The 14892-nt window shown below is 67.0% G+C and carries 13 protein-coding genes; 9 read left to right on the top strand and 4 right to left on the bottom strand.

All coding sequences use genetic code 11. The features are described 5' to 3' along the window. From ACOEQ2_RS16350 to ACOEQ2_RS16330, 5 genes are all read left to right on the top strand, one after another. Entirely contained in the window at nt 1-795 is a 795-nt protein-coding gene (locus tag ACOEQ2_RS16350) for a class I SAM-dependent methyltransferase (RefSeq protein ID WP_419729005.1), read from the top strand. Beyond that, nucleotides 792-2063 (top strand): bifunctional phosphopantothenoylcysteine decarboxylase/phosphopantothenate--cysteine ligase CoaBC, encoded by a 1272-nt coding sequence (gene coaBC, locus ACOEQ2_RS16345; RefSeq protein WP_419729004.1) that lies wholly within the window; start codon nt 792-794, stop codon nt 2061-2063. The genes ACOEQ2_RS16350 and coaBC overlap by 4 nt, the downstream gene beginning before the upstream one ends. Further along, nucleotides 2060-2539, top strand: coding sequence for a dUTP diphosphatase (gene dut / locus ACOEQ2_RS16340; RefSeq protein ID WP_419729003.1), 480 nt, complete (start codon nt 2060-2062; stop codon nt 2537-2539). Before coaBC ends, dut begins: the two co-directional genes overlap by 4 nt. A 98-nt stretch (nt 2540-2637) precedes the next feature. Continuing rightward, nucleotides 2638-4395 (top strand): ABC transporter permease, encoded by a 1758-nt coding sequence (locus ACOEQ2_RS16335; protein WP_419729002.1) that lies wholly within the window; start codon nt 2638-2640, stop codon nt 4393-4395. Between the two features lie 38 nt (nt 4396-4433). Continuing rightward, entirely contained in the window at nt 4434-5789 is a 1356-nt protein-coding gene (locus ACOEQ2_RS16330) for an AAA-associated domain-containing protein (RefSeq protein ID WP_419729001.1), read from the top strand. Here the strand turns inward: ACOEQ2_RS16330 and msrA are convergent. Next, nucleotides 5723-6385 carry a peptide-methionine (S)-S-oxide reductase MsrA gene (msrA, locus tag ACOEQ2_RS16325; protein WP_419729000.1) on the bottom strand — a complete coding sequence of 221 codons (663 nt, stop codon included), beginning with the start codon at nt 6383-6385 and terminating at the stop codon, nt 5723-5725. The genes ACOEQ2_RS16330 and msrA overlap by 67 nt on opposite strands. A gap of 149 nt (nt 6386-6534) precedes the next feature. On the opposite strand from msrA, the gene ACOEQ2_RS16320 reads away from it, so the two are divergent. Next, on the top strand, nt 6535-6999 hold the full coding sequence (locus ACOEQ2_RS16320; protein ID WP_419728999.1) for a DUF2934 domain-containing protein: 465 nt from the start codon (nt 6535-6537) through the stop codon (nt 6997-6999). Nucleotides 7000-7526: 527 nt separating this feature from the next. On the opposite strand, the gene katG is transcribed toward ACOEQ2_RS16320, so the two are convergent. Further along, complete coding sequence (gene katG / locus ACOEQ2_RS16315; RefSeq protein WP_419728998.1) at nt 7527-9848, bottom strand: catalase/peroxidase HPI; 2322 nt, start codon at nt 9846-9848, stop codon at nt 7527-7529. Between the two features lie 138 nt (nt 9849-9986). Further along, nucleotides 9987-10859 carry a glycosyltransferase family 2 protein gene (locus ACOEQ2_RS16310; protein ID WP_419728997.1) on the bottom strand — a complete coding sequence of 291 codons (873 nt, stop codon included), beginning with the start codon at nt 10857-10859 and terminating at the stop codon, nt 9987-9989. Nucleotides 10860-11004: 145 nt separating this feature from the next. On the opposite strand from ACOEQ2_RS16310, the gene ACOEQ2_RS16305 reads away from it, so the two are divergent. Both ACOEQ2_RS16305 and ACOEQ2_RS16300 read left to right on the top strand, forming a co-directional pair. After that, a complete protein-coding gene (locus ACOEQ2_RS16305; RefSeq protein WP_419728996.1) occupies nt 11005-12609 on the top strand; it encodes an amino acid permease in 1605 nt (534 codons plus the stop codon). Between the two features lie 5 nt (nt 12610-12614). Then, nucleotides 12615-12869: a hypothetical protein gene (locus ACOEQ2_RS16300; RefSeq protein ID WP_419728995.1), complete on the top strand. Its 255-nt coding sequence runs from the start codon at nt 12615-12617 to the stop codon at nt 12867-12869. A gap of 283 nt (nt 12870-13152) precedes the next feature. Here the strand turns inward: ACOEQ2_RS16300 and ACOEQ2_RS16295 are convergent, their stop codons facing one another. Beyond that, nucleotides 13153-13515 (bottom strand): hypothetical protein, encoded by a 363-nt coding sequence (locus ACOEQ2_RS16295; protein ID WP_419728994.1) that lies wholly within the window; start codon nt 13513-13515, stop codon nt 13153-13155. A gap of 263 nt (nt 13516-13778) precedes the next feature. Between ACOEQ2_RS16295 and ACOEQ2_RS16290 the strand changes: the two genes are divergently transcribed. After that, nucleotides 13779-14870 (top strand): alpha/beta fold hydrolase, encoded by a 1092-nt coding sequence (locus tag ACOEQ2_RS16290; protein ID WP_419728993.1) that lies wholly within the window; start codon nt 13779-13781, stop codon nt 14868-14870. Nucleotides 14871-14892: the final 22 nt, after the last annotated feature.

Here is a 14892-nt window from a genome sequence, read left to right as displayed (position 1 = left end):
ATGAGCGACAACCTGCCTCCGACCCCTGCCCCCCCTGGCGCCGCCCCGCCCGGCCCCACGGGTGCCACCACCGATTTCGGCTACCGGAGCGTCGCCATCGACGAGAAGAAGCCGATGGTCCGCGCGGTGTTCGACAGCGTGGCGCCGAAATACGACCTGATGAACGACGTGATGTCGCTCGGCATCCACCGGGTCTGGAAACGCATCTTCATCAACGCCCTCGGCCCGCGGCCGCAGCTCTCGTTGCTGGACCTGGCGGGCGGCACCGGCGACGTCAGCTTCGGCTGGCTGCGTGGCGGTGGGGGTCCGGCGATCCTGTCGGACATCAATGCCAGCATGCTGTCGGTGGGCCACGGCCGGGCGGTCGGCAACGCGCTGCTGCCGCGGCTGAGGTTCCTGGTCGCCGACGCGGAGCGCCTGCCGCTGCCCGACCGCAGCGTCGAGCGGGTCTCGATGGCGTTCGGCCTGCGCAACTGCACCGACAAGGCGGCGGTGCTGGCAGAAGCCAGGCGGGTGCTGAAACCGGGCGGCCGCTTCCTGTGCCTGGAATTCTCCCGCGTGCAGGTCGCCGCCCTGGCACCGTTATATGATGCATGGTCGTTCGGCGTGCTGCCGCGGCTGGGCCAGGCGATCGCCGGCGACTCGGCGAGCTACCAGTACCTGGCCGAGAGCATCCGGCAGTTTCCCGACCAGGAAACCCTGGCGCAGATGATGCGCGAGGCCGGCCTGGCGCGGGTCGCCGTGCGCAACCTGTCCGGCGGGATCGCGGCGATCCATTCCGGCTGGCGCCTGTGAGCGCTGCTGCATCCGGGGCCGTCGCCCTCGATGGCAGGCGTGTCCTGCTGATCGTCAGTGGCGGCATCGCTGCGTACAAGTCGCTCGAACTGATCCGGCTGCTGACCGGAGCCGGCACCGGCGTGCGTTGCGTGCTGACCGACGCGGGAGGCCAGTTCGTCACGCCGCTCAGCCTGCAGGCGCTCAGCGGCGAGCCGGTCCATACCACCCTGTGGTCGCTTACCGACGAGAGCGAGATGGGCCATATCGCCCTCTCCCGCTCCGCCGACCTCGTCGTGGTGTGCCCAGCCTCGGCCGACATCCTCGCCCGCATGGCGCACGGCCTGGCCTCGGATCTTGCCACCACGCTGCTGCTGGCCACCGACACGCCGGTCCTGGTGGCGCCCGCGATGAACGTGCGGATGTGGCAGCACCCCGCCACCCAGGCCAACCTGGCGACGCTGCGGGCGCGCGGCATCACGGTGGTCGGGCCGGATGACGGGGTCATGGCGTGCAACGAGTTCGGGCCCGGGCGTCTTGCCGAGCCGCCCGTCATCCTGGCCGCGATCGCTGCCCTGCTGGCCCGGGAGCCGGTGCCGCAGGATCTCGCCGGGCGGCACGCGCTGGTCACCGCCGGGCCGACGCACGAGCCGATCGACCCGGTGCGATACCTCGCAAACCGCAGCAGTGGCCGCCAGGGCTATGCGATCGCGGGCGCCCTGGCCGCGCGCGGGGCACGAGTGACGCTGGTCAGCGGTCCGGTTAATCTCGATCCATCGCCCGGCACGACGCGGATCGCCGTCGAGACCGCGCAGGAGATGCTGGCCGCCTGCGAGGCTGCAATGCCCGCCGATATCGCCGTGCTGACTGCCGCAGTCGCCGACTGGCGGGTCGACGTGCCGGCCGCCTCGAAGCTGAAGAAGCAGCCGGGCCGGTCGCCGGCGCCGCTCGCCCTCACCCTCAATCCCGACATCCTGGCAACCCTGTCGAGACCCGGTCCGAGCCGCCCGAAACTGGTGGTCGGGTTCGCCGCCGAGACCGACGACCTGCTCTCCAATGCGGTCGCCAAGCGCGCCGCCAAGGGCTGCGACTGGATCGTGGCCAATGATGTCGGCCAACCGCTGGACGGCTCGCCCGGGATCATGGGCGGCACCCATAACGAGGTGCAGCTGATCACCGCTGCCGGCGCCGAGGCCTGGCCCCACCTCGACAAGCACGAAGTCGCCGCCCGGCTGGCCGCCCGCATTGCCGCCTTCATCACCGGCGACCGCTCGGAGACGCACGCGTGACCGCACCGATCCGCACCATTCAGGTCACCCGGCTGCCGCACGGCGAGGGCCTGCCATTGCCCGCCTACGCCACCGCAGGTGCTGCCGGCATGGACCTGCTGGCCGCGGTCGCCGAGACCATCATGCTCGCACCCGGAGCCCGCACCTTGGTCCCGACCGGGCTCGCCATCGCCCTGCCGCCGGGTCACGAGCTGCAGATCCGGCCGCGCTCGGGCCTGGCGCTGAAGCACGGCATCCTGTTGCCCAACGCGCCGGGGACGATCGACGAGGATTACCGCGGCGAGCTCCAGGTGATCGTGATGAATGCCGGCGACGCGCCGTTCGCCATCGAGCGCGGAATGCGGATCGCGCAGGCGGTGCTGTCACCGGTGCTGCGGGTCGAGTGGCAGCCGGTCGAGACGCTCGATGCCACCACCCGGGGCGCCGGCGGTTTCGGCAGCACCGGCGTCACGACGGTATCCGCGCCCGACAGCTGAATTGTCATGAAGGCCGGCCCGGCGACAGCCCCACCCGTCTGGCGGTGGCCGGTGAGGTGCGCTAAAGGCGCGACACGATGACATGACACGGTGCCGACATGATGCTGCCGACGCGCTTCGCCCCCGGTCGGTTCGCTTATGTGCGTGGTCACACCAACAGCACCATCGAGACCCGTTTCAACCTGTTCGACCTGGCTGCGATCCTGGTGATGCTGGGCCTGGCCGTCGCCATCGGCAGCATCGCGCGGCATACGCTGGCGCCACTCTCGGCCCCCGGCGCCACCGACATCCATCTCGAGGCCGCATACCTGCCCGCCTATGCCGTGCGCACGACCTTGCGCATGTTCGCGGCCCTGGTGGCGTCATTGCTGTTCACCTTCACCTATGCGGTGTGGGCGGCAAAGAGCCGGCGCGCCGGCGCGATCCTGGTGCCGATCCTCGACATCCTGCAGTCGATCCCGATCCTGGGCTTCCTCACCTTCACCGTCGTTTTCTTCATGAGCCTGTTCCCCGGCCGCGTGCTGGGCGCCGAGCTGGCGGTCATTTTCGTGATCTTCACCAGCCAGGCCTGGAACATGGCGTTCAGCATGTACCAGTCGCTGAAGACCGTGCCGGCCGATCTCGAGGAGGTGTCGCGCAGCTTCGGGCTCTCCTCGTGGCAGCGCTTCTGGCGGCTCGAGGTGCCCTACGCCATGCCGGGGCTGGTGTGGAACACCATGATGTCGATGTCCGGCGGCTGGTTCATGGTGGTGGCGTCGGAGAGCGTGTCGGTCGGCAATACGACCGTCGTGCTGCCCGGCATCGGCTCGTTCATCGCGACCGCGGTGGCGCACCGGGACCTCACGGCGGTGATCGAGGCGATCGTCACCATGCTGGTGGTGATCCTGCTCTACGACCAGCTGCTGTTCCGGCCACTGGTGGCTTGGTCGGCGCGGTTCCGCTTCGAGACCACGGCCGGCGCCGTCGCCAACGATCCCTGGATGCTGGCCCTGCTGCGTCGCACCCGGCTGCTCAACCAGGCCAGCCGGCTGTTCGGCGACATGCTGACCTCGGTGGGCGGACTGCCGATCGGACGCCGCCCGGGTGCGCCGGGCCGCCAGCTGATCTCGCCGAAGGCCGGCGACCGGCTGTGGCTCAGCGTCCTGGTGCTGATCGCAGCGATCGGCGCCTGGCAGGTCTTCCTCTATGCGCGCGCCAACCTGAGCCTGCACGAGATCGGCCACGTCATGCTGCTCGGCGTGTTCACCATGACCCGCGTCGTCACGATGATCATCCTCGCCAGCCTGGTCTGGGTTCCGATCGGCGTCTGGCTCGGCCTGCGTCCGGTCTGGGCGCGTCGCGCGCAGCCGGTGGTGCAGTTCATGGCCTCGTTCCCGGCCAACCTGTTCTACCCGATCTTCGTGGTGGCGATCGTGCACTACCACCTCAGCAGCAACGTCTGGCTGACGCCGCTGATGATCCTCGGGACGCAGTGGTATATCCTGTTCAACGTGATCGCCGGTGCGGCGGCCTTCCCGGGCGACCTGCTCGAGGTGGCTCGCAACTTCCAGATCGGCGGCTGGCGCTGGTGGCTGCGGGTGATGCTGCCGGGCATCTTCCCGTACTACGTGACCGGGGCGCTGACCGCGTCCGGCGGCGCCTGGAACGCCTCGATCCTCGCCGAGGTGGCGAGCTGGGGCAGCACGACACTGACCGCGACAGGGCTCGGCAGCTACATCGCACAGGCCACTGTCGCCGGCTCGATCTCGCACGTGGCGCTGGGCATGGTGGCGATGTCGTTCTTCGTCATCGTGTTCAATCGACTGGTATGGCGTCCGATGTATGAGTTCTCGAGCCGCCGCCTCACCCTCGCATAGCCGAAAACTCGCCTGATACGGCCCGGGAGGACACCGACATGGACGCAACATTGGACAAGCCGGGCCTTGCCCCGCCCGCCACCGCCGATGCGCCGGAGGAGCTGGTCCGCGTCCGCCGCTGCCGCCAGGCGTACATGAAGGAGAGCAGCGCCGCCCTGGTGGTGCTGGACGATGTCGAGCTCACGCTGCATTCGGGCGAGATCGTCGGGCTGCTGGGGCGGTCCGGATCCGGCAAGTCGACGCTGCTGCGGATCGTGTCGGGCCTGCTGACGCCCACCTCGGGCGAGGTCTGCTGGCGTGGCAGCCCGCTGGTCGGGCCGGCGCCGGGCGTGGCGATGGTGTTTCAGAGTTTCGCGCTGTTCCCGTGGCTGACCGTGCAGGCCAATGTCGAGCTCGGGCTCGAGGCCAAGGGGGTGGCGCGGGCCGAGCGGGAGCGTCTCGCCGAGGAGGCGATCGAGCTGATCGGCCTCGGCGGCTACGAGAACGCCTACCCCAAGGAGCTGTCCGGCGGCATGCGCCAGCGCGTCGGGCTGGCGCGGGCCCTGGTCGTGCATCCCGACCTGCTGCTGATGGACGAGCCGTTCTCGGCACTGGACGTACTGACCGCGGAAAACCTGCGCACCGACCTGATCGAGCTGTGGTCGGAGCGCAAGCTGCCGGTGAAGGCGATCCTGATCGTCACCCACAACATCGAGGAGAGCGTGCTGATGTGCGACCGCATCCTGGTGTTCTCCTCGAACCCGGGTCGCGTGGCGCACGAGCTGATCGTGCCGTTCCCGCATCCGCGCAACCGCCACGATCTGGCCTTCCGGCAGTTCGTCGACCGTATCTACGGGCTGATGACCCGGCGCGAGACGCCACCGCCGGTGGATGCCGCCGAGGCCACGACTGCAACGGCCGCCTTCAGCCAGTCGCTGCCGGAGCTGCCGATGAACCTGATGGCCGGCCTGATGGAGACGCTCGCCGAGGAGCCGTATCGCGGACGCGCCGACCTGCCTCTGCTGGCGGGCGCCCTGCAGCTGGAGCTCGACGACCTGCTGCCGCTCGGCGAGAGCCTGCAGATGCTGAAATTCGCCGAGCTCGAGGAGGGCGACATCCGGCTCACTCCGGACGGGCAGAGCTTCGTCCATGGCGAACTCGACGAGCGCAAGCGGATCCTCGGCGCCAGCCTGATGAAGAACCTCCCGGTGGTCTCGGTGATCCGCCAGGTGCTGGACGAGCGCTGGAATCACCGCGCGCGTGCCGAGCGCTTCCGCGACGAGCTCGAGGACCACATGTCGCCTGACTATGCGCGCCAGACGCTGTCGACGGTGATCAGCTGGGGCCGCTACGCCGAGCTGTTCGACTTCGACGAGGAAGCCGACCAGTTCTTCCTCGACGAGGAGGATGGCTGAAGCTCGCGGGAGGCGGCGCGCGCCCCCGGCGCCTTCAGCAGACCGGGGAACTGCATGCGAAACCTCGCGAGCTTCGGCGCAATCACCACCCGGCAATAACCGGCCTCGGGGTGGCGCGCATGATAGTCGTGATGCTCGGCCTCCGCCGGATGGAAGAGTGGCAGCGGGCTGATCTCGGTGCCGATCGGGCCATCCCAGAGGCCGGCGCCGGCAATCTCGCGCATGACCGACCCGGCGACGGCGCGCTCGTCCGCGACGCTCGTGAACACGACCGACCGGTACTGCGAGCCGACATCGGCGCCCTGGCGGTTCAGGGTCGTCGGGTCGTGGATCGTGAAGAACACCCGCAGCAGGTCGGCATAGGACACCAAGGCGGGTTCGTACTCGATGCGGACCACTTCGGCGTGGCCGGTGCGGCCGCTGCAGACCGCCTCGTAACCCGGCGCCGGATCATCGCCACCGGCATAGCCCGGCTGCACGTCGATCACCCCATGCAGGTCGCGATAGACCGCATCCAGGCACCAGAAGCAGCCGCCTCCGAGAACTGCCGCATGACGGCCGGGCTCGATGGATGGCGCGGCGTCCCTGTCCGACATGGGCGTGCTTCCGTAAGCCGTTGTCGTGTAGATGGCATCGGGCCGCTGCAGCGCAACGCCTGCGGCGTCCAGATGCTGCTGGGAACCGGGCCGGTTAGACGGCGCTTCATCGCTGGCGGCCCGCCGCCATTTCGGAGGAATACGATCAGATGTCCGACAACCCGCTCGAGAACGACCCGGCACGGGACGCACGCATCAGGGAACGCGCCTATCACCTGTGGGAAGCCGATGGTCGTCCGCATGGGCGCCACGACGAGTACTGGGAGCGCGCGAGCGAGCTCATCGGCATGGAAGGCAATCCGGAGTTCGGCCAGCTGCCGAACCCGGCGACCCTGCCGGGTGCCGATCCGAACCGCACCGAGCCGGTGGAGGAGGCTTTCCTGCAGGCCAATCTCGGCGAGTTCCCGGACCGCTTCGCCGACCAGGGCGAGGCCCATCCGACACCGATGTCGCGCGAAGATGCCAGGGAGGCGCTCGCCGAGGACCCGCCGACCGGCGCCGAGGGGCTTGCCGCCGACGCGCCAGGGCAGACCCCCGCCAAGAAGACCAAGCCCCTCTCCGCCGGCAAGGCCGACACCAAGCCGAGCCGAAGAGGCAAGTCGAAGGGTGACTGAGCCAGGCCTGGCGGAAAGCCGAACCTAGCGCGGCACCACGACACCATCGGCATCCGGCCCGGTTCTCCCCGGCCGGATGACCGGGGTGCTCTGCGGCGGCACGTGCGGCGCCATCACTCTCATGCCCGGATCGACGCCCGCGCGTGGGAGAACCACGCCGCGGGGCACTCCGCCGGGAGGCCGCGCGACATGTCCGGACACTGGCGGGCGCCCGGCTGGTCTGTTCGGGTCGGGCAGCGCCGTCTGGCTGTGCGCTCTCGGACCCAGTACGGATAATGCCAGCGACACGGATCCGACGGCGACCATTCGCAGGGTGGTTCGACGGCTGTAGCTACCCATTTGGAACCCTGATGTTGCTGTAGAGCCCTTGAAACGAGGGGTCTGCAAGCTGGTTCCGGCCAGCCGACCCCACGCGGTCCGTTAGCGTCTGTGGCCTCGCACCGGCCTGGGTCGATCGGCCGCGTCACGGCTCGGTTAGGCAGGGCTCGCTCCCTGAGCGAACCCTCACAACCTGAAAGTACGCTTCCTCAAGCCGCCATCGGCGCGTAGCGTCTATGACCTTTCACGTCGTAGCGATCGAGCATCATCACCTTGTCCCAGGCCTTGATGAAGTCGCGAACGAAGCGATGGTGTCCATCGCTGCCGGCATAGACGTCGGCGATCGACCGCAGCTGCGCGTTCGCCCCGAACACCAGGTCGTTTCGCGTTGCGATGAACTTCGCAGCGCCGCTCTCGCGATCCTTGAGAACGAAGTGCATCGCCGCGTCGTCCGACTTCTCCCACACCAGGTCGGTGTCGGTCAGGTTGACGAAGAAATCGTTGGTCAGCACGCCGACCCTGTCGGTGAAGACGCCGCTATTCGAGTTGTCATGGTTGGCGTTCAGCACCCGCAGCCCGCCGGCGAGGACCGTCCATTCCGGGGCTGTCAGCTTCATCAGGTTCGCCTTGTCGAGGAAGAACTCCTCGGGGGCCACACCCTGCGAGACCTGGCTGAACTCGTCGCCAACGTAGTTGCGGAAACCATCGACGATCGGCTTCAGCCATTCGAACATCTCAAGGTCGGTGCGCGGCTGCGTGGTATCGACCCGTCCCGGCGTGAACGGCACGCCGGCTTCGATGCCGGCATCTCGCGCTGCCTTCTCCACGGCGGCACAGCCACCGAGCACGATCAGGTCGGCCAGGGAGATCCTCGTGCGACCCGCCTGCCTGCTGTTGAAGTCGGACATGACGCCGCGCAATGTCGCCACCACCGGCGCCGCCCGGCGATTGACCGCCCAGTCCTTCTGCGGCGCCAGCGCCAGGCGACCACCATTGGCGCCGCCACGCTTGTCGCTGTCACGGTAAGTCGCCGCTGCGGAAAACGCGGTGAAGACCAGATCCGATACGGTCAGCCCGGACGCCAGGATCGCTTTTTTCAAGGATGCGACGTCGGCATCGTCGACCAGGTCGTAATCCCGCTCGGGTAGCGGATCCTGCCAGAGCAGGCCGTCCTCGATCGTCACTTCCGGGCCGAGATAGCGATGCTTCGGTCCCATGTCCCGATGCGTGAGCTTGTACCAGGCCTTGGAAAAGGCCTGGGTAAACGCATCGAAGTCGCCGAGGAATTTCTCGCACACCTTGCGGTATTCCGGATCGACCTTGAGCGCGATGTCGCTGGTCATCATCATCAGGTCGTTCATCTGACCCGCGACATGCGCGTCCGGCGTTTTCGGCGCGGTTGGGTCGATCGGCTTCCACTGCAGCGCGCCGGCCGGACCCCTGGTCTGCTCCCACTCGAACTTGAACAGGTTCTCGAGGTAGCTGTTGTCCCACTGCGTCGGGTTCGGCGTCCAGCTGCCCTCGATCCCGTTGGTCATGGTGTATTGCGCGAAACCGGGTCCCTTCGGATTGTTCCAGCCGAGGCCCATGGCTTCCATCGGGGCGATTTCCGGCGGCGGTCCGACCTCTTTCGCAGGCACCATGCCGTGGCTCTTTCCGAAGGCGTGGCCGCCGGCGATCAGCGCCACCGTCTCCTCGTTGTTCATCGCCATGCGCGTGAAGGTGATCCGGATATCGCGCGCCGATCCCATCGGATCGCCATTCGCATACGGCCCTTCCGGATTGACGTAGATCAGCGCTTGATGCGATGCGGCAAGCGGATTTTCCAGGTCGTAATCGGCATCGCCGTTCCTGCCGCGCCAGCGCTTGTCCCGGGTGACCATGCTGTCGAAACTGTCGACGTCCTTCGGGTCCCAGATCTCCGGGCCCCAGTAGGTGGCGTTGTCCGCCTCCCACGCGTCGAGCCTGCCGCCGCCAAAGCCATAGGTGGGCAGGCCCATGATCTCGAGGGCGCAGTTGCCGGTCAGGATCATCAGGTCGCCCCATGACAGGCCATTGCCGTATTTGTGCTTGATCGGTTGCAGCAGGCGACGCGACTTGTCGGTATTGCCGTTATCCCACCAGCTGCTGATCGGGGCGAAGCGCTGCATCGCCGTCCCGGCACCACCGCGCCCGTCCGAAATGCGATAGGTGCCGGCTGCGTGCCAGGCCATGCGGATCATCTGCGGGCCGTAATTGTCGTAGTCCGACGGCCACCAGGCCACCGATGTCGTCAGGAACTGCTTGATGTCCTGCTTGAGGGCCGCGAAATCCAGCTTCGCGAATGCGGCGGCGTAATCGAAGTCCGAGCCGAGCGGATCTGCCGCGAGACCGTTCTGGTGGAGAAGCTCGACCCGCAGCCGGGCCGGATACCAGGTCTCCAGGGTCGGCGGTGTTCCGAAGGCGCCTCCGACCCTGTCGCCACCGAACGGGCACTTGCCGGCCATCTCGAAGGTCTCGGTGAAGGTCTTGTCGTTCGTGATTTCATTCATTGAAATCTCCTTGCACGGCGCCTGATCGAGCTTGCGGTTGCCCGAGGCTTCCATCGGCCCGGACGCGGATTGTTCTGCCGGCTGACCAGGCAGCCGCCGGATGGGTGATTGTAAGGCGTAAGCCCGCACACAGGCGACCTAGAACTGGCCGCGGAACCGGTCAGGCAGCCGCCAGAGCTCGTCGCCGCTCAGATGCAGGTCGATCCGGTAGAGTGCGTCGGTGCGCTCCGCCACGCTGTCCAGCACGCGGGCCTGCCACGCCATGAGCAGTGGATCGTCTGCCAGCAAGGTGACGTCGGTGCGTTTCGGCAGGCCGGCCATGCCGCGCAGCATGCCCTCCCACCGCGTGTCCGGCGTGCGCTGGTGGGACCCTGCCTCGGGGGTGATCCAAGGCTGGGTTCGCGTGCGGGCCAGGCGGGCCAGGCCCGAGACCAGGTCGACGTAGCGCAGATGGAACAGGAACAGGTCGCGGAACGCCGGTGGCGCGTCGATGCAGTGGAAGCCGGGCGCCCAGGCGGCGCGGCGACGGATCAGCACCGGTTTGCACATGGCGCTGCTGAAGCGGAGCCAGTCGCGCTGCGGTCCGATCGGCTGGCCCCAGTCAAGCGAAGGCTCCAGGTCCGGCACCTGCACGACGTCGAAGCCCAGCGCCGTCACCACCTCATCGGCGCGAACCGTGGCGGCGAACGCCAGCAGTGACGGGTAGGCGGCCGGGTCGGGCACCAGGAGCTCGTCGACGTCGGTGTAGATGACGGCGTCGTACCAGTTCAGCAGCGACGCGCAGAAATCCGACACGAAGCCGCAGCGCCTGGTGTCGTCCTGCGGCGAGCGCGGGATCCTGACCACGCTGGCACCCTCCACACGTGCGGCGGCGGTGCTGCCGTCGGTCGAGCCGTGATCCAGCACGAAGCAGTTCGCAGCACCCACCTGGCCGCCGTGATGGCGCAGCCAGACCGGCAGGAAGATCGGCTCGTTGTAGGCCATGGTGACCGCAGCCAGAGGCGCTTTCATGCCGGCGATGCTACAATGGTTCCGCCCCGGGGGTGTAATGCGGGCGCCACACTTGAACCCGGCGGATGCCTCCTCCATACGATCGGTGCATGGCAACCATGCACTCGCCCCCCGCACCGCGCCCGGATCCGGCTGGCGGCGCCCAATGAGCATCACCACCGGCGTGCGTGCGGCTGGACCGCGCTCGGGCCGGTTCCGGCTGCGCAAGACGCTGGCGCAGATCGAGGCCGAGACCAACACGCACGGCCTGAAGCGCAGCCTCGGGCCGCTCAACCTCACCATGCTGGGCATCGGCTCGACCATCGGCGCCGGCATCTATGTGATGACCGGCACGGCGGCCGCGAACTACGCGGGTCCGGCGATCCTGCTGTCGTTCCTGGTGGCCGGCCTCGCCTGCGTGTTTACCGCCCTCTCCTATGGCGAGCTCGCCTCGACCATGCCGGTCAGCGGGTCGGCCTATACCTATGCCTACGCCTCGATGGGCGAGCTCGCCGCCTGGGTGGTCGGGTGGCTGCTGCTGCTTGAATACGGGATCTCGTGTGCCGGCGTCGCGGCGGGCTTTTCCGGGTATGCCACCAGCCTGCTTGCCGATTTCGGGGTCAACCTGCCGGCCTGGGTGTCGACCTCGTTCATCCAGACGATCCCGGCCGCCAACGGCACCATGACGCTGGATATCGGCCACGGGGTGAACCTGGTCGGCGCATTCGCCTCGGTGATCGTCACCGTCCTGCTGGTGATCGGGGTGTCGGAAAGTGCCACCGTCAACAGCGTGATCGTGGTGCTGAAGGTGTCGGTGCTGCTGGTGTTCGTGGCGCTGGGCATCAAGGCGATCCACCCGGCGAACTGGGTGCCGTTCATTCCGCCGAACCAGGGCGGCTTCCGCTACGGCATCCCGGGGATCTTCCGCGCCGCCTCGGTGATCTTCTTCGCCTATGTCGGGTTCGAGGCGGTGTCCTGTGCCAGCGCGGAGGCCAAGAATCCCAGGCGCGACGTGCCGATCGGCATCATCAGCTCGCTCGCCGTGTGCACCGTGGTCTATATCGCGGTGGCGGCTGTGATGACCGGCGTGGTGCCGTACAAGCAGCTCGGCGTCGCCGATCCGCTGGCGATCGCGGTCGATGCGATGGGCCAGCCGTGGCTCGCGCTGTTCGTGAAAATCGGTGCGGTGACCGGGCTGTGCTCGGTGATGCTGGTGCTCCAGTACGGCCAGAGCCGGATCTTCTTCACGATCGCCCGCGACGGGCTGCTGCCGCGGATCTTCTGCGTGCTGCACCCGAAATTCCGCACCCCCTGGCTCGGCACCATCCTGCTCGGCATCGGCGTTGCGGCGGCGACCGCCCTGCTGCCGATCGACATCATCAGCGACCTGGTGAGCCTCGGCACCACGACCGCGTTCGGCATCGTCTGCTTCACGGTGATCTGGCAGCGCAACGCCATCCCCGACCTGCGTCCGCCGTTCCCGGTGCCGCTCGGGGGCGTCCGCATCCGCGGGGTCTGGATCGGCGTGGTGCCGGCGCTGGGCATCCTGTTCAGCATCGTCATGGCGGCCCCGCTGCTGATCGACATGACGCGCTCGCTGCTGAACCACAACCCGGTGCCGGCGTCCCTGCTGATGGGCTACGTGGTCATCGGGGCGCTGTGCTACGGATGCTACGGCTACCGCCACTCGCGTCTTGCGGCTGAGAATGCGGCAGCACTTGCTGCGGGACATGCAGCGGGCGACACCGTCGTCCGCAGCCAGAAGGATTAGCCGGGATGTTGCTGAAACGGGTCTATCTGATCGTCGCCCTGATGCTGATCGGCTTCATCATCGCCTCGATCAGCGTGTGGTCCCTCGCCTTCAACATGAACTCGGCCAACGTGCCGGCCTGGACGGCGAACTGGCTGATCGCCCGCGTGCCGATCCTGGTCGGCGTGCTGCTGGTGGTGGCGGGCTTCCTGCTGCTCTCGCACACCCGGGTGCGTCGTCCGGCGGGCGTGATGATCGATCCCGAGGATCCGGCGCCCTGAGGTCGGCCGTGGAAGGCTGGTTCTGGCGGGCAGGCTGTCCGGCAGCCGGGTCCAGCCGGTCGATTCAATCCCGGAGGGGCGCCGGGCTCGGCAGTGCCTGAACTCGCTGAAACATGCGGCGACCCGTCAGGAACTAGCGCGACTTGCCGCCAGGATCGCGCCTTACTCGACCCGCCAGGAAGCTAATCGTTGACCGCCAGGACCATGATCGGGTCGGTGATCTTCTCGGGAGCGATCTCCTGCTCCAGAGCCAGGACCGCGGTTCCGATCGCGAAGAACTCGATCACGTGGTTTTCCAGCTGTGGCTTCCCTCGTGAATATCCAGGCCGACAACGCTTTCGGCCTTTGCGGAGGTGGAATTTTCCAGCTCGACGTTGCGGCCGACTTTGCCCAGGCCGGATAAAACGCCCCGGTGGGTGACATGATAGACGCAGCGTCCCATCACCATCTCGATCGGCCGGTATCCGGCGTGCAGCAGGGACCAGAAATCCTGGCCGGATAGGTCCGACGCGAATGGGCCGCCATCGTGGGCTCGGAACCCCCTTGTGCCCGTCGCCATGCACCACACTCCCGCAACGTCGTTTTGCCGCCACCGGACCGCGAACGCGGCATGCGCCGCTGCCACCAGCAAGAAAACGATCGACATCGATCTCAAGTGGCCCCGCCGCCGACGACGCTTGCGACGTGGGCAAGGACGCCGGCGGTCAGGGCTATGTGGAAGTGACCTGCCGGGCCGACAAGCCTGGTACTGTCCTACAAGCCACTTGCCGCAGGTGTACCATGACTTTCTATACGGGATCGTATTGAAAACGGCCCGGCTGGGTTGGGAGTGATCGATTAGGGGACCAGAAACCTTTCTGTTACGAATACGGTTTGTTCTCAACTGTTAGCACAGAGCAAGCATTTATCATGCAGAACTCGATAATCTTAACAGGATGCGTTCTGCTGTGGGTCGTTGCTTTTTCAGCAACACCGGGCGCACACGCCACGGCGCCTGCCCTGTCGTCCGACGTCGGTCGGCAATACGCACGCCCGCATGACCTTGTTGATATCGGCAAGGGCAAGAGGATCAATCTGTTCTGTATGGGCACGGGTGCGCCGACCGTCATATTCGACTCGGGCCTCAGCGACTGGTCGAGCATCTGGGCGCTTGTGCAGCCTGGCGTCGCCAAACTGACGCGTGCCTGTTCATACGACCGCGCCGGCATGGGTTTCAGTGACGCATCCGGTACGGCAGCAAGATCACCGATCGCGAACGACGAGAATTTACACGCGCTGATCCGGGCTGCAAGGATCCCGACGCCGGTCGTGCTCGTCGGTCATTCGCTGGGTGGCTTCAACATGAAGCTCTATGCTGCACTTTATCCCGAGGACGTCGCAGGTCTGGTTCTGGTCGATCCCGCCGAGGACCGTAACATCGAGCGCACGGCGTCACGTCTCAGGGCGAAATATGGTGAAGCGTTCGCGGCGCGGGTCGCCCTGGATGATTTATCGTATCTGCAAATGACCGTTGCCCAATATGACACGTGCGCCGAGGCTACGACCACCAAGGATCTCGACCCGGCATCGGACGAGTACAAGAATTGCACCGACCCGGTACGCCCGCTGCTCGGCCCGGACATTGCGGCAGCGCGCCTGAAGATCCAGGTCGAACGCCGGTATCAGGTCACGCAGGCATCGGAGTTGGCGAACAGCGTCTATGGTGACCAGCGACCTGATCCGATCTACGCAAGGTTGTTCTCGGGGCACCCGTTCGGCAACCGGCCACTGATCGTGCTGACGCACAGTATCTACGACGCCAAGGACCCCGAGGACGCAGCCGACGACCTGGCCTGGAACACGACCCATGATCAGACTGCGCAGTTGTCGCGGCGAGGCATCAACAGGATCGTTCCTGGAACGCACCATAATATCGAAGTCGACCAGCCACAGGCGGTTGTCGAAGCGGTCAGGCAGGTCCTGAAAGCGGTTGCTGATCCTCACGCCCGGATTGCTCGATGATTGCGAGGGATTGCCGCGCAGA

This window comes from Lichenicola sp. (genome assembly GCF_965198575.1).
In the GTDB taxonomy this organism is placed as follows: domain Bacteria; phylum Pseudomonadota; class Alphaproteobacteria; order Acetobacterales; family Acetobacteraceae; genus Lichenicola.
Note: the sequence above shows the minus strand (reverse complement) of the source record. Positions and strands in the feature narration are given on the sequence as shown.